The organism is Actinoplanes lobatus (genome assembly GCF_014205215.1).
In the GTDB taxonomy this organism is placed as follows: Bacteria; Actinomycetota; Actinomycetes; order Mycobacteriales; family Micromonosporaceae; genus Actinoplanes; species Actinoplanes lobatus.
Genome location: NZ_JACHNC010000001.1, coordinates 5785899 through 5807283 on the forward strand (window position 1 = coordinate 5785899; position 21385 = coordinate 5807283).

Genomic DNA, 21385 nt, shown 5'->3' on the forward strand with positions numbered 1-21385 from the left:
ATCGGCCGACCGCCTCTAAGGTGTCGCCCATGCCGCACGGATGGGAATACCTCGATCTGCTCGCGCGCGAGGCCGCGGTCGTCGAGTTCGAACGGCCGCTGGTCGCCGCGCGTACCGCCGGGCTGTCCGGGACCGAACTCGCCGACCTCGAACAGGCCAAGGCCATGGCCCTGCGGGTGCGGGCGCTGCTGGAACGCCGCCGGCGGCGCGAGGAGGAACTGTCCGCCCTCTACGAGACGGCCGGCGACCTGGCCGGGCTGCGCGACGTCGACGCCGTCCTGCGGGCCATCGTGCACCGGGCCCGGACACTGCTCAACGTCGACGTGTCCTACATGACGCTCAACGACCCGGAGCGCGGGGACACGTACATGCGGGTCACCGACGGCTCGGTGGCGGCCAGCTTCCAGCGGCTGCGGCTGCCGCACGGCTACGGGCTCGGCGGGCTCGTGGCGCTGACCGGAACCCCGTACGCCACCGCCAACTACGCCACCGACGAACGCTTCCAGCACACGGCCGAGATCGATCAGGGAGTCGGCGAGGAGGGCCTGGTCGCGATCCTCGGTGTGCCGATGCGGCTCGGATCGACCGTGATCGGCGTGCTGCTGGCCGCCAACCGCACCGAACGGCCGTTCGCCCGCGAGGAGGTCGCGCTGCTGCTCTCCCTGGCCGCACACGCCGCGGTCGCGCTCGACACCGCCCGGCTGCTCAGCGAGACACAGGCCGCCCTCGCCGAACTGTCCGCCGCCAACGCCGTCATCCAGGCACACAGCGAGTCGGTGGAACGGGCCGCCGCCGCCCACGAGCGGATGACCTCGGTCGTGCTGCGCGGCGGCGGGGTCGGCGACGTCGCCGCCGACCTGGTCGACGTCCTGCACGGCGCCCTGCTCGTGATCGACGCCGAGGGCCGGCCGCTGGCCACCGCCGCCAGCCCCGGCTGCGCCACCCTGGACGGGCCCGGCGACACCACGGTCGGCGAGGCCGTCGCCGCCTCCCGCGGCGCCGGCCGCAGCGTGCGCCGCGGCGAGCTGATCATCGCGGCGGTGGTCGCCGGCGCCGACAACCTGGGCGCCCTCGTCTTCCGGCCCGACCGGACGCTGTCCGAGATGGATCAGCGCATCCTGGAACGCGCCGCCCAGGTGACCGCCCTGCTGCTGCTCTTCCGGCGCACCGTCGCCGACGCCGAGGCACAGGTCCGCGGCGACCTGCTCGACGACCTGATCAGCCGCCCGGTCCGCGACCCGGCCGCCGCCCGCTCCCGGGCCGCCCGGCTCGGCCTCGACCTGGACGCGCCCTTCGTCGTGGTGGCCGCCGGCGACGACACCGGCGACGGCCCCGGCCAGCGCGCCACCTCCTGGGCCCGCACCTTCGCCGCCGCCCGGCACGGGCTCGCCCTCACCCGCGACGACCGGGTGGCCCTGCTGCTGCCCGGCGACGACCCGGCGGACACCGCCCGGCAGGTCGCCCGCGAACTCGGCCGGGCCCTCGGCCGGACGGTCACCGCCGGCGGCGCCGGCCCGTCCCACGGCGCCGCCGCGGTCGCCCCCGCCTACCGGGAGGCCGGCCGCTGCCTGAGCGCGCTGGTCACCCTCGGCCGCGCCGGCACCGGAGCCGGCGCCGCCGAACTCGGGTACGTCGGCCTGCTGCTCGGCGACCGCCGCGACGTCACCGGCTTCGTGACCGCCCTCGCCGGGCCGGTGATCGACTACGACGCCCGCCGGGGCACCGCACTGATCCGCACCCTGGAGGCCTGGTTCGACGCCGGCGGCGCCCTCGGCCGGGCCGCCGAAACCCTGCACGTGCACGTCAACACGGTCACCCAGCGCCTGGAACGGGTCGCCCGACTGCTCGGCGAGAACTGGGACGAACCACGCCGCGTCCTCGACCTGCAACTGGCCCTGCGGCTGCACCGGCTGCGCGGTCCACTCGAGCCGGTGGACTGACCACACCGTCGGACACCTCAATGTGTGGATTCGATCCATGGGCTACCGGCCCCGGAAGACCTACGGTCGGCGATACCCCGCTGGAGAAAGGACCACCCATGCCCACCACCGCAGCGGTACGGGCCGGAACCGACCGTGCCCCCATCGTCAAGGTCGTCTTCGCATCCCTGGTCGGCACCGCCGTCGAGTGGTACGACTTCTTCCTCTACGGCTCGGCGGCCGCCCTCGTCTTCGGCGCCCTGTTCTTCCCGTCGTCCGATCCGGTCACCGGCACCCTGCTGTCCTTCGGCACCTATGCGCTCGGCTTCGTCGCCCGCCCGCTGGGTGGCATCGTCTTCGGGCACTTCGGCGACCGGGTCGGCCGCAAGAAGATGCTCGTCGTCTCACTGTTCGTGATGGGACTGGCGACCGTGGCGATCGGCCTGCTCCCGACGTACGCCTCAATCGGTGTCGCCGCCCCGATCCTGCTGCTCGCCTGCCGTCTCGCGCAGGGTTTCGCCGTAGGCGGCGAATGGGGTGGCGCCGTGCTGATGGCCGCCGAACACGGCGACGACGCCCGCCGCGGATTCTGGTCCTCCTGGCCGCAGGCCGGCGTCGCCCTCGGAAACCTGCTCGCCACCGGCATCCTGTGGCTGCTCGCCCTGGTCCAGTCCGACGAGGCGTTCAAGGCGTGGGGCTGGCGCATCCCGTTCCTGCTCAGCGCCGTCCTCGTCCTGGTCGGCCTGTGGGTGCGGCTCAGCATCGAGGAGTCCCCGGTCTTCAAGCAGGCGCAGGAGAAGCTCGCCGACCGGACCCACCAGCCGCTGCTCGAGGTGATCCGCCGCTACCCGCGCGAGGTCCTCATCGCGATGGGCATGCGAATGGCCGAGAACATCGGCTACTACCTGGTCACCGTCATCTCCATCACCTACCTGACGACGTACGCCGGAAGCGCCGCCGACAAGAGCATGATCCTGTCCGCCCTGCTCATCGGCTCCGGCGTGCAGTTCTTCGTCATCCCCCTGGTCGGCGCCCTCTCCGACCGGGTCGGCCGGCGCCCCCTCTACCTGATCGGCGCCGCCGGCCTCGCCGTCTGGATGTACGTCTTCTTCGACCTGATCGGCAGCCGCGACTCCGGCAAGATCGCGATCGCCGTCGTGGTCGGCCTCCTCCTGCACACCCTCATGTACGCCCCGCAGGCCGCCTTCTTCTCCGAACTGTTCGGCACCTCGGTCCGCTACACCGGCGCGTCCGTCGGCTACCAGCTTGCCTCGATCCTGGCCGGCGCGCTCGCCCCGATCATCGCCCTCAAACTGCTCGGCGACGTCGACCAGCCGAACACCACGGCCGTGGCCGTCTACATGACGATCGCGTCGGTGCTCACCATCGTGGCGGTCCTGGCCGCCCGCGAGACCGCCCGGACCTCCCTGAACCACGACCGCACCCTCGACTGACCCTCAGCCGGCCGCCGTGGCCGTGACCAGGTACGCGGCGGCCCGCACCCACACGCCACCGGCACGCTGCCGGGCGGCGAACTCTCGTCGGATCGCGGCGCGGATCCGCCCGGCCCGGCCGTCACCGGCGAGCAGCTCACGAACCTGGGTGGTGCCGGTGGCGTACGCCAGCACGTCGGCCACATCGGCGCCCAGCCGCGCCGGCTCCTCGACCGGCCGCACCCGCACCGCACCGAAACCCGCACCGGCCAGAATCGTGGCGATCCGCCCCGGGTCGGCCAGCGGGTCACCGCCCACATCGGCGAGCTCGAACCCGTACCCCTGAAAGACCCGCAACGGGATCGCGAAGACCTCGTTCGCCAGGGGATCCTGCCAGCTCAGGAAGGCCAGGCGGCCGCCCGGCCGCAAAGCGGCCCGGAGGTTGCCGAAGGCCGCCACCGGGTCGTCGAAGAACAGCACACCGAAACTGCTGACCACGACGTCGAAACCGGCCGGCGGCAGCGGATGGACCTGCGCGTCGCCGCGCACGAAACGCACCCCGGCGACCTCCCGGCGCGCCACCGCCAGCAGCGGCTCGGACACGTCCAAGCCGACCACCGTGCCGTCCGGACCGGCCGACAGTGCCAGCGCCCGCGTGGTGTCGCCGCAGCCGCAACCCACGTCCAGGACCCGGTCGCCGGGCATGACAGCCGCCGCGTCCAGCAGATGCGGGATCAGCCGGTCCCGGACGGCGGCGTGCCGGGCCCGTTCGGCCAGCCACCGCCGGGCCGTTTCACCGTTCCAGCGTTCGATCTCGTGCTCGTTGGCCACCCCGCCACCATGGCAGGGCCCGGCGCCCCGCCTTTTGGCAGGGCCCGGTGCCCCATCTATTCAGCAGGGCTCGGCCACCCCGGCTCAGCGGGCGAACCGCTCCCGGCGAACCGTCGGGCGCCGGCCGCGGATGGTGGCCCGCTGCATCGCCGCGATCACCCGGTCCGCGGTCTGCTCCGGCACCTCCACCAGCGAGAACCGGTCGGTGATCTGAATCGCGCCGATGTCGCGGGAGTTCAGGCCGGCCTCACCGGCGATCGCCCCGACCAGATCCTGCGGGCGGACCCCGGCGCGGCGGCCGAGACCGAAGAACAGCCGGGCCACCCCTTCGCCGCCAGCCCGGTTGTCGCGGGCCGGCGCCCTCCGGCCCTCCGGCGTCCTCCGGCCGTCCGCGGTTCTCCGGCCCTCCGGCGGCAGGGACGGTGTCGGGATCTCGTCCTCGTCCCGGTCGCCGCCCGCAGCCTCGTGCAGCAGCTTCACCGCGGCCAGTGCCACGTTCTCGACGTCGAACTCGTCGGTCAGCGACTCCAGCACCACCCGGAACCGCTCCAGGTCGTCGGTCTCCAGGCTGGCCTGCAACGCCGTACGCGTCACCTCCAGCCGCCGCGCCCGCAGATCGGTCACCGTCGGCAGCTTCTCCAGAGTGATCCGCTGCCCGGTGAGCCGCTCGATCGCCTTGAGCATCCGCTGCTCACGCGGCTCCGCAAAGGTGATCGCGCAACCCTCCCGGCCGGCCCGCCCCACCCGGCCGATCCGGTGCACATAGGCCTCAGGCGCCACCGGCACGTTGAAGTTGATCACGTGGGTCAGCTGCTCCACGTCCAGCCCGCGCGCCGCCACATCCGTCGCCACCAGCAACTCGGTGCTGCCACCGCGCAGCCGGCCCATCACCCGGTCCCGTTGATCCTGGCTCATGCCGCCGTGCAGCGCCTCCGCCCGGTAACCGCGCCCGTTCAGCGTCTCGGTGACCTGGTCGACCTCCTCCCGGGTCCGGCAGAAGACGATCGCCGCCGTCGGCGCCTCCACATCCAGGATCCGCCCCAGCGCGGCCGCCCGGTGCGCCCGCGCCACGACGTAGGCGCTCTGCCGGACCAGCGGCAGCTCACCCGGTTCGACCGCCTTGCGGCCCATCGTGATCCGCGTCGGATTCCGCAGGTGACGGCGGGCGATCCCGTCGATGCGGGGCGGCATCGTCGCGGAGAACAACACCGTCTGGCGGGACTCCGGCGTCTCGGCCAGGATCGCCTCGATGTCCTCGGCGAACCCCATGTCGAGCATCTCGTCGGCCTCGTCCAGCACGACGGTCCGGATGTCGCCCAGCCGCAGCGTCCCCCGCTCGATGTGGTCCAGCACCCGCCCCGGCGTGCCGACGACCACGTCCACCCCACGGTTCAGCACCTGCAACTGGCGGCCGATCGGCTGTCCGCCGTACACCGGCAACACCCGGACACCCAGATCACGGCCGTACCGGTGGACCGCCTGCGACACCTGCTCGGCCAGCTCCCGGGTCGGCACCAGCACCAGCGCCGACGGCCCGGCGTCCCGCCCAGCGGGCACCAGCCCCTGCAACAGCGGCAGCGCGAAGGCGGCGGTCTTACCCGTACCGGTGGCGGCCTGCCCGACCAGGTCGTCCCCGGCGATCAGCGGCGGGATCGCCCCCTGCTGGATCGGTGTCGGTTCCTCATAGCCAAGATTGGTCAACGCACGGAGTAGTTCCGCCCGCAACCCCAGTCCGGCGAAACCCGCTTCGGACTCAGACGGATCACATTCCATGCCTGAACCCTATTCCAGACCGTACCCCGGCCCATCGGTACGGGGGGATCCGGCAGTTCAGCCGAGCAGGGGCCCGCCCAGGCAGAGCCGCCCGCGGGCCGCCGTACCCCAAAATGGTTTGATCTTTTCCGGATCAGCGTTTGCGGACCAGGGTGACGCCGTCGCGGACCGCGAGCATGACGGAGTCGACGCGCGGATCTTGCAGGATGTCGTCGTTGAGCTGCTGGATGGCCACATGTGCGGGGCGGCGGGGATCGAGGACGTGGCCGCCCTGGAGGGTGTTGTCGAGGATCAGGAGGCCCCCGGGACGCAGGCGGGGGACCAGCGCCTCGTAGTAGGTGGGGTAGCCGGTCTTGTCCGCGTCGATGAAGGCCAGGTCGATGACGGGGTCGGCGGGCAGGGCCCGGAGGGTCTCGTCGGCCGGGGCGAGGCGCAGGTCGATGCGGTCGTCGACGCCGGCGCGCCGCCAGTACTCGCGGGCGAGGGTGGTCCATTCGTCGGACACGTCGCAGGCGAGCAGCCGGCCGTGCGGGGTGAGGCCGCGGGCGATGCAGATCGCCGAGTAGCCGGTGAAGACGCCGACCTCGACGGCGTAGGTGGCGCCGGTGAGCTGCGTGAGCATGGTCAGGAGGCGGCCCTCGTCGTGGGACACCTGCATTCCGGCGGCGTCGGGGAACAGGGCGGCGGTTTCGGCGCTGAGGTCGCGGAGGACGTCGTCGGGGGCGGTGCTGTGGGCGTACAGGTAGGCGGCGATGTCCGGCTCGATGATGTCGGTCATCCACGAAGCATCTAAGATTCTCGACGCTTAGGCAAGGCATGGTTGAAAAAGCGGCGAGAATCCTCGACAGTTGACCGGTGCGCGACGACCGGGACGACCTGGTGCTGACCGAGGCCGACCAGTTCAAGGCGCTCGGTCATCCGCTGCGTCACCGGCTCGTGCTGGCGCTGCGGCAGCGGCCGGCGACCCTGGGACAGCTCGCCACGGCGCTCGCGGCGACCAAAGGCACCGTCGCCTACCACGTCAAAGTTCTGGAACGGGCCGGATTCGTACGGGTGGCGTACACCCGGCGGGTACGCGGCGGTGTCGAGCAGTACTACGAGCCCACCAGTGAACGGCTGCGTATCGGGACCGGTGCGCCGGTCGGTGGGGACTTCCTGGTCCGGGCGGCGCTGGGGGAGATGCTGCCGGCTGACGAGACCGCCCCCGACCTCACGATCCTGCGTCACGTGCGTCTCACGGTCGCGCAGGCCCGGGCGCTCGCCGCCGGCCTGGAGCGGTTCGGCGAGCAGGTGCCGGATGATCAGGGCGCCGGCCGGCCCTACGGGATGCTGCTCAGCCTCTACCGTGCCGACATCCCGGTCCTGCCCGACGATCCCGCCGGCTGAGCCCGGTCAGGCGGTGTCGGAGGTCAGGAACGCGGCGAGCTGAGCGACGTCCTCGGGCCTGCCGAGTCGCCGTGACGGGATTGCCGATCATGCCGCACCGACCTCGTCCAACCTCCAGCCCTGGAGCGTCGTCGCGGTCCGCGACCCGGACCGCAAGAGACGGCTGTCGGTACTCGCCGGCAACCAGGCATTCGTCGCCCGGGCGCCACTGTTCCTGGTCTGGATCGCCGACCTGGGCCGGGCCCGCCGCCTCGCCGCCCGCGCCGGAGCCGACGTGCACGCCGCCGACTACCTGGAGACCACCCTCATCGCTTTCGTCGACACCGCCCTGGCCGCACAGAACGCGGTCGTGGCCGCGGACTCGCTCGGGCTCGGCTCGGTCTTCGTCGGCGGCATCCGTAACCACCCCGAGCAGGTGGCGGCAGAGCTGGGATTGCCGGCGCACACCGTGGCGGCGTTCGGGCTGGCGGTGGGGGAGCCGGACCCGAGCGAGCGGGCGGGCGTCAAGCCGCGCCTGCCGCAGGCGGCGGTGCTGCACCGGGAGAGGTACGACGCACCGGCCGCGGACCGGCACATCGGCGCCTACGACGAGCGGCTGTCGGCCTACAACACCCGGTTCGGCCTGCGCGGCGGCTGGACCGACCGGGTGCTGACCCGCCTGCGCGGCCCGGAATCGATGGCCGGCCGGCACCTGCTGCGCGGAACCCTGGATCGCCTGGGCCTACCCTCACACTGACCGGTGATCAGCGGCGTAGGTGTCGCCTGGGCGGTGCCGATCGGGCTCCCCGCCCATGCGCGCCGTGACGAGTGTGACGGCTGTGCGGCCGCTGATGTAACAAGGTTCGGCCATGATCGATGGTGGCTGTGTTTCCGCTGGTCGACGCATTTTCGGAGGTGCCATGAGTCTCGGTGTGGCGATCGGCCCGGCCGACGCGGTCAACTACGTGGACGAGACGATCGAGTTGACCCGGGAGGCCGCCGAGGCCGGCCTGACGAGCGCCTGGTTCGGGCAGCGGTTCGAATACGACGCCGCGGGCCTGGCCGCGGTGGTCGGCCGGGCCGTCCCCGGTATCCGGGTCGGCACCTCGGCCATTCCCGTCTTCGGCCGGCATCCGATCCTCGTGGCGGCCCAGGCCCGCACCGCGCAGGCGGCCACGCACGGTCGGTTCCAGTTGGGTTTGGCGCTGGGCGCGCCGGCGTTCGTCGAACCCGCCTTGGGTACGCCGTTCGAGCGCCCGATCGCGCGGCTGCGCGAGTTCCTCACCGCACTCCGGACGGTTCTGGAGACCGGTCACGTCGACCACCACGGTGAGCTGATCACGGCGGTGACGCCGCTGCCGTCCGCGCTGCCCGGCGCGGAACATCCGATTCCCCTGCTGGTGGCGGCGATGGGCCCGCAGGCGCTGCGGGTCACCGGCGAACTGGCGGACGGCACACTGCCGAACCTGGCCGGCCCGCGCACCCTGGCCGAACACATCGTGCCCGCGATCACCCGGGCCGCGGCCGAGGCCGGCCGCCCCCGGCCGCGGATCATCGCGCTGGCGCCCGCGGTGGTGACCGCCGACGTCGACCGGGCCCGCGAGACGGCGGCGAAACAGCTCGCGATCTACGACTCCATTCCCTCGTACCACCGGGTCATCCAGTTGGAGGGCGCGGACAGCGCCGCCGATCTCGCGGTGATCGGCAGCGAGGAGGAGGTCGCCGCGGCGGTACAGCGGTACTACGACGCGGGCGCGGACGAGGTGGTCCTCACCCAGACCGGCCTCGACGGCACCGAGAACCGCCGCCGCACCTGGAAACTGCTCGGCGCGCTGAACCAGCAGCGATCATCGTCCTGAGAGAGCCGCCGTCAGCGGGCGGAATGAAGACCCTGCCCTGAGGTGAGCTGATCGACGGGAGGCGGTCCGCGACCTCCCGGTGACCCGGCACAGCATTCCTCGCCTGCGCCGGGTGGTGGCCGGATCCCGCGGGCAGACCTCAGCGTCCCTCGCCCAGCAGGGTGTCGGGATCGAACAGCTCGGCCTCCATCCGGGCGATCAGGTCGGCGTCGATCAACTCGGCGACCGGCCCCGAGTCGGTGGAGATCAGTAGGTCGAGCAGGTCCTCGAGAACGATCAGCGTGATCAGCGGCATGCTCGGCACGGGCGCCAGGTCCGGTCCGTACAACGCCGCGTGCTGTGCGGAGACCTTGATGACGCCGGCGAACGGTGGGTACACGTGCCACCGGTAGCCCGACGGAAGGACGATCGCGACCGCCGACTCGGGTCGCAGGACCTGGATGCCGATGCCGTCACGTTCGCCGAGCAGCCGCTGCACGGCCTGGTGCAGGCTATCGACCGGCGACGCGGCGGCGGCCACGCTTTCCGTGACGACCAGTACGGCATTCTCCGTACACATGGAACAGGTGAAAGCCAGGGCGAACGCGTCGACGGCGGCCTCGATGGCTCTCCTCGCGCCGCAGCTGGCACAACGCTCCCGCCTCGGAGCTCGTGGGGCGTGGGAATCCGACATCGGCGCCTCCTCTACCTGGTGTCCGCAACGATCGGTGCGGTGAACCACACCGGGCGCGCGCCCGACACCTCGCGGATGACGAACGACCACGCTGACCTCACCAACGGCCGACAGCCGGCGAACTTGAACCATCCGCGGGAAGAGAAGGCCGCCCGGCCTCCAGGTGGGCGGCCAACCGGTCCCGAAGACCGGTGAGACGGTCGATCTCGGCGTTGAGGGTGGCGATCCGGCGGGCGGCGACTCCACTGGGATTCGAACAGGCGCCGGGTGCCCCGTACGCGGGAAGGTCTTCGTCTTCGAGAAGGTCCAGAGGGCCGGCGCAGTCGCGTAGATCGGCGACGGTCAGGCCCAGCGACAGCAATCGGCGGATCACCCGGACACGTGCGACGTCCCGCGTCCCGTAGACCCGCTGGCCGGTCACGCTGCGCCGCGGTGGCGGGAGCAGGCCGTTCGCCTCGTAGAACCGCAGCGCCCGAGGTGTGGTGCCGGCCGCTGCCGCCGCGTCGCCGATCCGCATGAGGCCCCCTGCCTGTCGACGTCAGACGGTCACGACTACGGTGCCGAGGTGACGTCCGGTCAGTACGTCGTGCAACGCCTGCGGGGCCCGCCCGATGCCGTCCACCCGGTGGTATGGGAAATCGATGACACCGTCCCGCAGCCAGCCGGCGAACCGGGGGATCCACTCCGTGCGGACCTCGCTGTCGCCAAACGCACTGTAACCGGCCATCGACACCCGTTTGAGAATCAGCCGGTAGGTGTCGATCTCCACGGGCGCCTCGCTGCCGTTACGGTCCGGGTCCAACTGCCCGGACAGCGCCCCGACCAGCGCGACCCGCGCCCCCGGATTGGCCAGATCGAGCGCGGCCCGCAGATCCTCGCCGCCGACGTTGTCGAAGACCACGTCGATGCCCTCGGGCGCCGCTTTCGCCAGCTGCTCGGCGAGCGGGGCCGCGCCGCGTACCACGACCGCGTCGTAGCCCGGCATCCGCTCGGCCTTCCACGCCGAGCCGGTGCTGCCGATCACCCGGGCCGCACCCAGCAGCCGGGCGACCTGCCCGGCCATCGAGCCGACCGAACCCGCGCCGCCGGAGACGAACACCGTGTCACCGGGGCGGACCGGCGCGGCCCGGGTGAGCGCCCCGTACGCGGTCACCCCCTGCGAGAGGTGGGCGACCGGGTCCGGCAGCTCGTCGCCGGCCAGCTGCCAACCTCCGGCCGGCAGGACCGCGTACGTGCGCCACCCGAGCATGTGCTGGACCAGGTCTCCGGCGCGCAGACCGCTGTCGTCGGGTGCCGTCACGACCTCACCGACGGCTGGCCCGAACAGCGTGTCCCCGACCCGGAACGGCGGCATCGGCGCTCCCTGGACGCCACCGAGCAGGCTCCGCAGCGCTGCGAAGATCGTGAAGAACCGGTTGCGCACCAGCACTTCCCCGGCTCCGGCGACCGGCACCGGCGTCTCCACGACGGCCAGGTCGGACGGCTGGGGCAGTCCCTCGGGGATGGTGGCGACTCGCACCTCGTACGGGGCCATCCGAACTCCTTCGCGTGCGGCGGGATCAGGCGGCCCCGACGGTAAACCCTGACCCACGCGTCAACGGCAAGCCCGGGTCCTACGCCCCGACGTGGATGCCCGGGCGGCGGTCCGGATCGGCCTCGTGTTCGCGGATGATCTCGCGGGCCACCGGCGCGGTGTCGCCGCGGCCCAGCAGGAAGTAGCGGACCATGTGGACCAGCGGGCTGCCCTCGGCCCAGGCGAAGTAGCAGTGCGGGCGTACGCCGGTGGTGTCACGCAGCGCGAGCAGGATCGCGGCGATGGCATTCGGCGCGGCGGGCGCCTCGGCACGCAGCACCCGGTGACCGTCGACCTCGACACCCCGGACCGAGAGCGTGTCGCTGAACGCCGACGGGTCCACCACGTCGATCTCGAGGAAGATGACGTCCGCCGTACCGGGCACCGGGTTGTCGCCGCGCTGTTCGCGCTCCTTGGCGGAGTACTCGGCCGCGTCGCCGCCCTGCCGGCGGTTGGCGATGAGATTGATCCGTCCGTCGTACGCGATGGTGTCGGTGATGAACCGGCGGGCGTTGTCGTCGAACTCGATGTGGTCGGCCCGCAGCTCGGTGGTCCGCGACACGCGGGAGATCAGCGAGACGACGATGATGCCGGCGATGAACATCGCGGAGATGGCGAGCCCGTCCGGCTTGTCGATGACGTTCTCCACCAGCGCGTAGCAGAGGATCGCGGTCAGCAGCCCGAAACCTGCGCCGGCCGCCCGCTGACCGGCCCGGAACGCGGCGACGGTGACGGCGAACGCACCGGAGACCATCATCGCCAGGATGCCGGTGGCGTAGGCGCCGGCCTGGGCGTCGACGTCGGCCTCGAACGCGATCGTGAGGACGACGCTGATGAGCGTGTAGACGAGCACGACCGGCCGGACCGCCCGGCCCCATTCCGGGGCCATGCCGTAGCCGGGCAGGTAGCGGGGCACGATGTTGACCAGGCCGGCCATCGCGGACGCGCCGGCGAACCACAGGATGAGCACGGTGCTGATGTCGTAGACGGTGCCGAAGGCCTCGCCGAGATGCTCGTGCGCCAGCCAGGCCAGGGCACGCCCGTTGGCGGCGCCGCCCTCCTCGAACTCGGCGGCCGGGATCAGCACCGTGGTCACCACACTGCTCGCCAGCAGGTACACGCTCATGATCAGCGCGGCTCCGGTGAGCAGCTTGCGGGTGTTGTGGATCCTCGACCGCAGCCGCTGCTTCTCGTCCTCGCCGGTGGACGCGACCAGCGGCATCATGCTGACACCGGTCTCGAAACCGGACAGACCCAGCACCAGCAGCGGGAAGGCCAGCACCGCAGGCACCAGCAGACCACCGCCACCACCCTCGGCGGTCAGCGCCGTGGTCCACGCCGACCAGGCGCCGGGCGTGGTGACGATCTCCGCGACGCCGACCGCGATGATCACGGCGTTCAGCCCCAGGAACACCGCCACCAGCGGGATGGCGACACTGACGGCCTCACTGAAACCGAGCAGGAACACCCCGCCCAGCACCAGCAGCAGGACGACGGTGAGCGCGACCGCGTGCCCGTGCAGGGCCTGCGGGGCGTGCGGGTTCTCCAGCACGTGCAGGCTCGCGTCCGCGGCCGACAGGGTGATCGTGATGATCCACGAGGTGGCGACGAATCCGAGCAGCACCAGCACGAAGATCTTGCCGCGCCAGAACGGCAACAGCCGCTCCAGCATGGCCACCGAACCGGCGCCGTGCGGGCTCTCCCTGGCGACGCGCCGGTACATCGGCAGCATCCCCAGCAGGGTCAGCGCCACGATCAGCAGCGTGGCCAGCGGGGACACGACCCCGGCCGCGGCCGCGGCGATCGCCGGCACGTAGGCGAGGCTGGAGAAGTAGTCGACGCCGGTCAGGCACATCACCTTCCACCAGGCGTGCTGCTCGGCATGCGCCTCACCGGCGGCCGGGCCGACCGGCTGGACCCGGTGCCTGAGCAGCCACATCGCCAGTGGCCCGCCGCGCTGCTCACGCTGGGCCGGTGTGTCCACGACCGCCGGTATGACATACCCGGAATCAGCACTGTCCGAACTCGACTCCGCCGGATCACCGATGGTTTCCATCATTCACTTCCCCTGTGGCTCCGGCGGCGCCTCACCGCCCCGATCACGCTACGACTGCCGGTCCGAACTGGCTATCGCGGGGGATCATGCTCCCAGGCGAACACGACCAGCCGCCCGTTAGCATCGGCGGCATGGCAACGCGGCTCGTCCAGATCAACATGAAGGCTCACGACGACGCGAAGCTGGGCGGCTTCTGGGCGGAGGCGCTCGGCTGGGCGGTCTCCAGCGAGGGACCCGGCGTGACCAACCTCGAACCCGAGGGCTTCGTCTACCCCGACCCCGACCCCGTCGCCGTCTGCGTCGACCTCGTCGTCTCCGCGGAACCCAAGACGGCGAAGAACCGCGTGCACCTCGACCTCGCCACCACCTCGAAGGACCATCAGGCTGAACTGGTCGAGCGCCTGACCGGGCTCGGCGCCACACCGATCGACATCGGGCAGGGCGACGTGCCGTGGAAGGTCATGGCAGACCCGGAGGGCAACGAGTTCTGTGTGCTGGACTGGCACGACCCGGTCGCGGACACCGGGCCGATCGCCACGGTCGTGGTCGACTGCGCGGATCCGCGAGCCATGGCCCGGTTCTGGGGTGAGGCGACGGACTGGACCGTGCACAGGGTGACCGATCAGAACGCGGTACTGCGTTCGGCCCAGGGTGTCGGCCCGTACCTGCAGTTCCTTCGCACGCCCGATCCAAAGACGGTGTGGAACCGCGTGCACCTCGACCTGCGCCCCTACCCGGGTGACGAGCGGGACGCCGAGGCCGCTCGACTGCGCGCGCTCGGGGCTACCGCCATCGACCTGGGTGACAGCGATATCCCGTGGACCGTCCTCGCCGACCCGGAAGGCAACGAATTCTGCCTGCTCGCCCCGGGCTGATCCGGCTGCCGGCGGGCCTCGCTCACCGGGTGTGGGTGTTCTCGCAAGGAGCCATGCGAGGCAGGACACTGACGCCATGAACATCACCTCGATCCGGGCGGACGTCGCCGTCATCGACGAGCTGTTGCGGGAGATCGCGAAGCGGCCGGTCGACGTTGGTGACCCGAACTGGGTGGCCACCATGCGCCAGGCGCCGCCGCCGGTCGAGGAGGCCGGGGTGGCGGTCGAGGCGGCGGCCGCGCTGGAGGCTCTTCTGGACGCGTACGAGACGGGTGGCGCGGCCGCCCGCGAGGAGGTGCGGGCCGTCTTCCGGGATCATCCGAGGTTCCGCTGGGCCGTCCATCTGCCGGCCGCATGGGAGTCGGAGGCGGAGTTCCGCCGCAGGCTCGTCCACGTCTCCGCCGGGAGTCAAGGGTGCGACCCACGTGACGAGCTGATGAGCATCTGGTGGCTGTGCAACCGGGCCCGCGAACGGGGCATCGACGTCGAACCCGTGCTCCGTGACGTCGCGGACCTGTCGTCCGATGTGGATATCGGCGGTTTCGGGTCCATGCGAATGCTGATCATGCGCGGACTGGAGATCCACGACATCGACTGACACGGTGCTCACGCGTACCGGAAAGAGGCCGGAAGGGGAACGCGGACCTCGACCAACGTGGGTTCTTAGGTGAGGCTAGCCTTGCCGATGGCCGGACCGAGGGGGTGGGTGCACGATGCGACGGACATCGCTCGCCGAGACCGTGCGACGGCTGGCCGCCCTCGACCCGGACGCCGGCTTCGACCTCTGCCCACCGTCGGGGGAGGGCTGGCTGCCGCTGGCCGAGGCCGCCGGCGACGAGGCGCTGGACGGCTGGCTCGCGGTGCTGGTGGACCAGCACGGGCGGCGCAACGTGGCCGGCAGCGTGCTCGCCTACCACCTGGGCAGCGCGGTGATCCTGCCGACGGTCGGGGCCATGGTGCTCGACGGCGTCTGCCCGGACCCGGCCGTCGGCAATCTGGCCATTCGGGTGGACGGCGACGGCAATGTGGAACGTGTCGCCGTGCGTACGCTCGCGGTCGCGCCCGTCGCCGACGACGCGGCGCTGCGGGTGTGGTGGGCGCGGCGGGCGGTGGCCACGATCACGCCGCTGCTGGCGGCCGTCGGTGCCCGGGCGCCGTTCAGCGCGCGCAATCTGTGGGGTGTGGTCGCCGACCAGGTGACGAGCACCGCCCTCTGGATCGGGCAGCTCGCCGGCCTCGGTCCGGGTGCCGCCTGGGCGCGGGCCGAAGGGCTGGCCGCGGCCTTCACCGGGGCGGCGCCGACCGCGGTGAGAGCCGGTAGGCCGTTCCCGGTCCGGGAGCGCATGTTCCAGGTGGGTGGCACCTGCTGCCTCAACTACCGCAGCGTCCTGGAATCCGGGCCGCCCGCGGAGACCTACTGCGACACCTGCCCACTGCGCGACGACGAGTCGAGACGGCGGCGCCTCGAGGAGTACCTCGACTCAACCGCCGCGTAGGGCGGCGCTATCCTGCGGCGCCGCAAGATCGAAGTCGGGTGTCGGGCGCGTGACGACCTATCGGCGGCGACGAGGGCCGAGCCGCCACGACTTCAGTCTCGGGCAGAGCCCGGCGCAGCTGCGTGACCGCAGTTGGCAGGCGTGTGCGGTCAAGGCGGTGACGGTCGAGGGCGACTACACACGGATCAACCTGCAGGGGCTCGACGGATCCGGGACCGGCCTCACCAGGACCGTCTCGGGACGGTCGCCGCTGCGCGCGGACGACCTCGTGTTCGTACGGTTCAGGCAGATGTCCTATTTTGATGTCGCCGCGGGTGAGCCGGTCGTCGTCGAGGACGCCAAGCATGCCGCCGCGCTCGCTCGACGGTTGATCACCGAACGGGATGGGCGGCATGTCCTGGCGGCGTGACGGCGGCCCTTGGAGTGCGGATCAGCCGTCTACGGGGTGAGGATCGGAGTCGATGTCCCGCAACAGTTCACTGATCCGCTCGATGAGAGATGTGAACCCGACCTTGGTCGCCGCCGCGAGGCTCTTCTCCCATACCTCCCGGGCGCTGTCCGGTTTCCCACTGGCAGCCAGAAGCTCGCCAAGGCTGACGCCTACGACCGCAATCCCATCGGGTCGTTGCAGGCGGTCGAGGATCTCGAACGCCTTGAGCGCGTTGGACAACGCTGAGGAGAAGTCCCGTTGATCTAGTCGTATCTGTGCGATACCCCAGGTGGTGTTGGCGATGCCGACCAGGTCGTTGATCCTCTCGACGACCGGCAGCACCTTGTCTTGGCGGATCTGGAGTGCTTCGTCGTGGTCGCCGCGTTGGTAGAGGGTGTCGGCGATATTTCCCCAGGTGACGGCGATGGAGCGGGCGTTGCCGAGTCGTTCGTAGACGGGTAGCTGGACCTCGTGGCGGATGCGGAGTGCTTCGTCGTGGTCGCCGCGTTCGTGCAGGATGTCGGCGATTTCACCCCAGGTGACGGCGATGGAGTAGGTGTCGCCGAGTCGTTCGTAGACGGGTAGTTCGACGTCGTGGCGGATGCGGAGTGCTTCGTCGTGGTCGCCGCGTTGGTAGCGGGTGTCGGCGATCTTTCCCCAGGTGATGGCGATGGAGCGGGCGTCGCCGAGTCGTTCGTAGACGGGTAGCTGGACCTCGTGGCGGATGCGGAGTGCTTCGTCGTGGTCGCCGCGTTCGTGCAGGATGTCGGCGATTTCACCCCAGGTGACGGCGATGGAGTAGGTGTCGCCGAGTCGTTCGTAGACGGGTAGTTCGACGTCGTGGCGGATGCGGAGTGCTCCGTCGTAGTCGCCACGCTGATAGAGGATGTCGGCGTGCCTTCCCCGTGCCGCTGCCGCTTCGCCTTCGGAGCCTGCGGTGGTGAACATGTCCCGGGCTTGATGGAGCAACTGTTCGGCCTGCTCCAGCGCGCCCCGGGTGATCAGGAACTCGGCGTAGAAGGCAATGACTCGCGCGTGTTCCAGCGGCTCAGCGGCGCCACCTCCGGCCGTGGCCCGCTGGACTGCCCGCTCGAACAGTGCGACCGCCGTGTCACCGTCGCCGCTGACTCGTGCCGCCTCAGCAACCTTGCGTAACAACTTGACTGGCGCAGGTGTAACGCACCGGTCCAGCACGGCGATGGCCTGCTGCCCGAGCGCGAGCGCCTGCTTCGCCGGTCCCGCGAGCAAGGCGTCCACCGCATCCCCGGCGCACAGCGCGACCACCGTCGGATCATCAGCCAGCACCGCCAGCCGGGTGAGTTGCAGATCCAAGTCGGCGTTCCAGGCTGGTCGATCGTCGGGGCCACCCCACGCGGCAAGCAGGGGCTGCACCACCACAGCCGCGAGTTCGGCCTCGTCGGCCTCGGGCAGCGGGGTGAGCCGGCCGGCGGCCAGCGCGTTTACCGCGGCAGCGGTCGCCCGCTGATCGCGGACGTCGGGGAAGGTGTCGGCCAGCCCGAGACCGCAGAGCCGCTGCACGGACCCACCGGTGCGGGTTTCCAGCAGGTCGGTGACCGCCGCCGGCATCGGCAGGTCGAAGAGGGTCAGCGCTCGTAGTAGGGCGATGTGAGCAGTGCCCGCCTGCTCGATCAGCGCGTCGAGTGCCAGGTTCTCCACGAACGCGCGGACCTCGGCGTCCGTGGGTAGATCGCCACGATCGAGATAGGCCTCCATGTCGGTGACCGCCTGCTCGGCCCGGGCCAGGTCGACCTGCGGGCTGTAGACCAGCCGCAACGCGACCAGGTCCTGCAGGCCGGGGTTTCCACCGCTGACCGCCACCGCCCGTGCCGCCAGCCCAGCCCGCGCCTCCCGCAACTGTTCGGACGGCACCGCCCGCTGCCGCACTGCCAACTTCCGCTGCGCCACCCCCGTCAACGGCGCCAACTGCACCGGCTCCAACCGCTCCTGCAACCGATCCAGCGTGAACACGAACCGGCTCGTCAGCACCAACCGGCTGTCACCCCGCTCCGGATCGAACGCCCCCAGTACCGCCGCCAGCACCGGGGCACACCCGGCGGCCACCCGATGCGGACCCTCCGACTGCGGTTCGAGAATCTGTTCGAGATCGTCGATGATCAACAGTAGCGGCCGTTGTCCCTCGCTACCGGCCTGGAAACAGGGACCGGACAGCAGGTCCACCAGCAGCCACCGCAGAGCCTCCGGCTGGTCGCGTACCTCGGCCCGCCGTGCCTCGATCAACGATCGGGCCGCCGGGTTGTCCTCCACCGCGGCGGCGACCGCCTCCAGCACCCCCAGTGCGGTGTAGTCACCGAACACCACCGCCACCGCGCGATCGCCGAACCGGTCCGCCAGCCGAGCCGCCAGACTCGACTTACCCAGCCGGCCCTGGCCGTGCAGCAGCACCCCGGCATGCTCGTTGCCGCGCAACACCCGCAGCGCCTGCCGCATCTCCCGGCGCCGGCCGACGAACATCTCCGCCGCGGCCACCGGAACATGCCGCCGCTTGAGATCCAGAAACGTCTTCGTACCGTGCAGCGCCGACATCCACTGCCGCTTGCGTGTTCCGGCCACCACCGGACCGCCACCGGCCGGACCCAGCCAGATCCGGGCCAGATGCCAATCCGCCCGCAAAAGCGGCTGCTCACAGGCCAGCAACTTCCGGCGAGCGTCACCCACCGCAGCGGCCAGATCCAGCCGTAACCCCAAGCGCTGGTAGAGATGTCGCGCGAACAGGGTCGCGGCGCCATCGGTTACCGACCCGTCCCAGCCGACCACCGCCGGCACCCCGGCACGGACCAGACTGGTGGACAGCGAATGCGCCACCGGAACCACCTCGGATGTGCCCGGCCCGCCGTCGGCCGGCTCACCGGGGGAGCGGTGATCCTGCCCGGGTGGCAGGTAGCCCTCCGCGTCCGCCGGTGTCGCCGTCAGGCACGCCGACACGAACATCAACCGCGGCCTCACCGACAACCGGCCGATCAGCTCCGAAGCGGTCACCGGCAGACCGTCGCCGACCTCGTCCTCCATCATCAGCACCGGCACCCGGGGCCCGCCCGGAGACGCCGGCCAGTTGTTCACCCCATGGCAGGACAGATGCAGCACCGGCAACCCACCCAGATCAGCCCACCGCAACCCCAGTTGCTCCGGATCACCGGTGTCCTCCACCACCAGGTCCACCCGGGTGTCGCCGACCGCGGTGAGGATCGCCGACTCCTCGGCCTCGAAGTCGAGTTCCCGCTGCCGCCGCGGTGCCGAGGCCATGAACATCAACCCCAGCCGGTACTCGTCAAGCGGCGTAGCGTCCGTCGGCGTCCCCAGGCGGCGAACCACCTCGAACCGGCGCAGCCCGTCAGCGGCCAGGAACCCGGTCTGGTCGGCCAGCACCTCCCACGGCGCCCGCAACACCACCCATCCCGCCGCCGAGGGCGACCACGGCGCCCGCACCTCGAACACCAGCGGCGCCGCCACCTGCTCCAGCCGCGCCGCCACCTGCCCATGGCCGCCGTCGATCCATGCGAACAGTTCCCGGCCCAGCCCCACGAACACCGCGTCGTCGGAGCGAGCATGCACCGCGTCCACATACCGCCCCGCGATGTCCTGCAGCAGCTCGACGTCAGGGGCGCCCAGCTTCCGGCGAGCGTCCACCGGCTCGCCGCCGACCAGCACCTCGAACCCGGTGTCCGTCACCATCAGACCGGTAACCACTCGCGCGGACCTCCTCACCCCACCAGGCCGTCACCATTACCTGGCGGACAGGCGCGTGCGGGGCCACCCGTAGGGGAGTAACCAGGGCCGCCGGAGATTGACCGTGTTCGCTGGCTCCTGGCAGCGTCGATGGCGTGGAAATCACTCGGGGGAACACCGAAACCATGCTCAGCCGCCGAACCGTCCTGGCCGGTTCCGCGGCCGCGGCCGTCGCTGCCACCGTGGGCGCCACATCACCGGCGGAAGCGTCCTCGAGCGGCCTGGACCGGGCCGCCCTACAGGCCGCGCTCGACCGGATCGGCGCCACCGGCGCCACCGCCGCACTGGCCCGCGTGGACAGTCCGTCCGGCAGCTGGCGCGGCGCCAGCGGCGTCGCCGAGCTCGGACGTCCGGCCAAGCCGCCGGTAGGCGGACAGTTCCGGGTCGGCAGCATCACCAAGACCTTCGTGGCCACCGTGATCCTGCAACTCGCCGCCGAGAAGCGGCTGCGCCTCGACGACACCCTGCAACGATGGCTGCCCGGAGCGATCCCGAACGGCGCCCGGATCACCATCCGCCAACTGCTCCAGCACACCAGCGGTGTGTTCGACTACACCGAGGTCCTGTTCGCCACCCTCGACGACGTCCTGCGCGCCCGCTACCGGACCTTCCGGCCGGAGGAACTGGTCGCGCTCGCCGCCGCACGGCCGCCGGTTTTCGAGCCCGGCACCTCCTGGTCGTATTCCAACACCAACTACGTCCTGCTCGGCCTCATCATTCAAAAGATCACCAAGCATGCGTACGCCCGAGCGGTCGGCAACCGCATCCTGCGGCCGCTGCGGCTGCACGGCACCGAGGTCCCCGGCACCGACGCCACGATCGACGGCCCGCACGCCCACGGGTACGAGCCGATCGAGCAGGACGGCGAGATCGTCCCGCTGGACTTCACCGACCTCAACCCGTCGATGGCCTACGCCGCCGGCGAGATCGTCTCCACCACCGCGGACCTCAACCGCTTCTACCGTGCCCTGCTCGGCGGCCGGCTCCTGCGGCCCGCACAACTGACCGAGATGCTCGGCAACCCGGCCGGCGAGATCGGCTACGGCCTCGGCATCTTCCAGCAGCCGCTGCCCGGCGGACCGACCCTGTGGGGGCACACCGGCGGCATCTTCGGCTACCTCACCTACTCGTTCTCCACGGCGGACGCCAAGACCCAGCTCACCGTCTCGATCAACCCGTGGATCGGCGACTTCGGCCCGGCCCTGACCGACCTGGCGCTGCTCGCCTTCGGGGTGACCGCCTCCACCGCGAGGACCCTGGCGCCGGTCGTCCCGTTCCCGATGCCGGGCGTGCGCTTCCCGGCATCCTGACGCCGAACCGGCCTGCCCGGCACCCCG

At 71.3% G+C, this 21385-nt stretch carries 18 protein-coding genes; 10 read left to right on the forward strand and 8 right to left on the reverse strand.

Translation table 11 applies throughout. The features are described from left to right. Positions 1 to 29 precede the first annotated feature (29 nt). Together BJ964_RS26530 and BJ964_RS26535 are read left to right on the forward strand one after the other, a co-directional pair. Positions 30 to 1940 (forward strand): helix-turn-helix domain-containing protein, encoded by a 1911-nt coding sequence (locus BJ964_RS26530; RefSeq protein WP_188123211.1) that lies wholly within the window; start codon positions 30 to 32, stop codon positions 1938 to 1940. Between the two features lie 98 nt (positions 1941 to 2038). Beyond that, the gene (locus BJ964_RS26535) at positions 2039 to 3373 is read left to right on the forward strand and encodes an MFS transporter (protein WP_188123212.1); all 1335 of its coding nucleotides are present in this window, start codon (positions 2039 to 2041) and stop codon (positions 3371 to 3373) included. A gap of 3 nt (positions 3374 to 3376) precedes the next feature. Here the strand turns inward: BJ964_RS26535 and BJ964_RS26540 are convergent, their stop codons facing one another. From BJ964_RS26540 to BJ964_RS26550, 3 genes are all read right to left on the reverse strand, one after another. Next, complete coding sequence (locus tag BJ964_RS26540; protein ID WP_188123213.1) at positions 3377 to 4183, reverse strand: class I SAM-dependent methyltransferase; 807 nt, start codon at positions 4181 to 4183, stop codon at positions 3377 to 3379. Between the two features lie 84 nt (positions 4184 to 4267). Beyond that, positions 4268 to 5956 (reverse strand): DEAD/DEAH box helicase, encoded by a 1689-nt coding sequence (locus BJ964_RS26545; RefSeq protein WP_188123214.1) that lies wholly within the window; start codon positions 5954 to 5956, stop codon positions 4268 to 4270. A gap of 133 nt (positions 5957 to 6089) precedes the next feature. Further along, complete coding sequence (locus tag BJ964_RS26550) at positions 6090 to 6734, reverse strand: O-methyltransferase (RefSeq protein WP_188123215.1); 645 nt, start codon at positions 6732 to 6734, stop codon at positions 6090 to 6092. Positions 6735 to 6811: 77 nt separating this feature from the next. Between BJ964_RS26550 and BJ964_RS26555 the strand changes: the two genes are divergently transcribed. From BJ964_RS26555 to BJ964_RS26565, 3 genes are all read left to right on the forward strand, one after another. Beyond that, positions 6812 to 7342 carry an ArsR/SmtB family transcription factor gene (locus BJ964_RS26555; protein WP_229807398.1) on the forward strand — a complete coding sequence of 177 codons (531 nt, stop codon included), beginning with the start codon at positions 6812 to 6814 and terminating at the stop codon, positions 7340 to 7342. Positions 7343 to 7421: 79 nt separating this feature from the next. Next, positions 7422 to 8078, forward strand: a complete 657-nt coding sequence (locus BJ964_RS26560) for a nitroreductase family protein (RefSeq protein WP_229807401.1) — start codon at positions 7422 to 7424, stop codon at positions 8076 to 8078. A gap of 163 nt (positions 8079 to 8241) precedes the next feature. Then, on the forward strand, positions 8242 to 9180 hold the full coding sequence (locus BJ964_RS26565) for a TIGR03564 family F420-dependent LLM class oxidoreductase (RefSeq protein WP_188123216.1): 939 nt from the start codon (positions 8242 to 8244) through the stop codon (positions 9178 to 9180). Positions 9181 to 9319: 139 nt separating this feature from the next. Here BJ964_RS26565 and BJ964_RS26570 read toward each other — a convergent pair whose 3' ends face one another. The 4 genes from BJ964_RS26570 to BJ964_RS26585 form a co-directional block, all read right to left on the reverse strand. Beyond that, a complete protein-coding gene (locus tag BJ964_RS26570; protein ID WP_188123217.1) occupies positions 9320 to 9739 on the reverse strand; it encodes a hypothetical protein in 420 nt (139 codons plus the stop codon). A 211-nt stretch (positions 9740 to 9950) separates the two neighbouring features. After that, entirely contained in the window at positions 9951 to 10370 is a 420-nt protein-coding gene (locus tag BJ964_RS26575) for a MerR family transcriptional regulator (RefSeq protein WP_188123218.1), read from the reverse strand. Between the two features lie 21 nt (positions 10371 to 10391). Then, on the reverse strand, positions 10392 to 11387 hold the full coding sequence (locus BJ964_RS26580) for an MDR family NADP-dependent oxidoreductase (RefSeq protein WP_188123219.1): 996 nt from the start codon (positions 11385 to 11387) through the stop codon (positions 10392 to 10394). Between the two features lie 79 nt (positions 11388 to 11466). Beyond that, positions 11467 to 13365, reverse strand: a complete 1899-nt coding sequence (locus BJ964_RS26585; protein WP_203832817.1) for an APC family permease — start codon at positions 13363 to 13365, stop codon at positions 11467 to 11469. Between the two features lie 248 nt (positions 13366 to 13613). On the opposite strand from BJ964_RS26585, the gene BJ964_RS26590 reads away from it, so the two are divergent. The 4 genes from BJ964_RS26590 to BJ964_RS26605 all read left to right on the forward strand — a co-directional run bounded on the left by BJ964_RS26590 (position 13614) and on the right by BJ964_RS26605 (position 16262). After that, on the forward strand, positions 13614 to 14357 hold the full coding sequence (locus BJ964_RS26590) for a VOC family protein (RefSeq protein ID WP_188123220.1): 744 nt from the start codon (positions 13614 to 13616) through the stop codon (positions 14355 to 14357). Between the two features lie 76 nt (positions 14358 to 14433). Continuing rightward, positions 14434 to 14955, forward strand: a complete 522-nt coding sequence (locus BJ964_RS26595; RefSeq protein WP_188123221.1) for a hypothetical protein — start codon at positions 14434 to 14436, stop codon at positions 14953 to 14955. Positions 14956 to 15070: 115 nt separating this feature from the next. After that, a complete protein-coding gene (locus BJ964_RS26600; protein WP_188123222.1) occupies positions 15071 to 15853 on the forward strand; it encodes a (2Fe-2S)-binding protein in 783 nt (260 codons plus the stop codon). 49 nt (positions 15854 to 15902) lie between these two features. Next, the gene (locus BJ964_RS26605) at positions 15903 to 16262 is read left to right on the forward strand and encodes a hypothetical protein (RefSeq protein WP_188123223.1); all 360 of its coding nucleotides are present in this window, start codon (positions 15903 to 15905) and stop codon (positions 16260 to 16262) included. 21 nt (positions 16263 to 16283) lie between these two features. Here BJ964_RS26605 and BJ964_RS26610 read toward each other — a convergent pair whose 3' ends face one another. Beyond that, positions 16284 to 20009 carry a tetratricopeptide repeat protein gene (locus BJ964_RS26610; protein ID WP_188123224.1) on the reverse strand — a complete coding sequence of 1242 codons (3726 nt, stop codon included), beginning with the start codon at positions 20007 to 20009 and terminating at the stop codon, positions 16284 to 16286. A 134-nt stretch (positions 20010 to 20143) separates the two neighbouring features. On the opposite strand from BJ964_RS26610, the gene BJ964_RS26615 reads away from it, so the two are divergent. After that, entirely contained in the window at positions 20144 to 21358 is a 1215-nt protein-coding gene (locus tag BJ964_RS26615) for a serine hydrolase domain-containing protein (protein WP_188123225.1), read from the forward strand. The last annotated feature ends 27 nt before the right edge of the window (positions 21359 to 21385 follow it).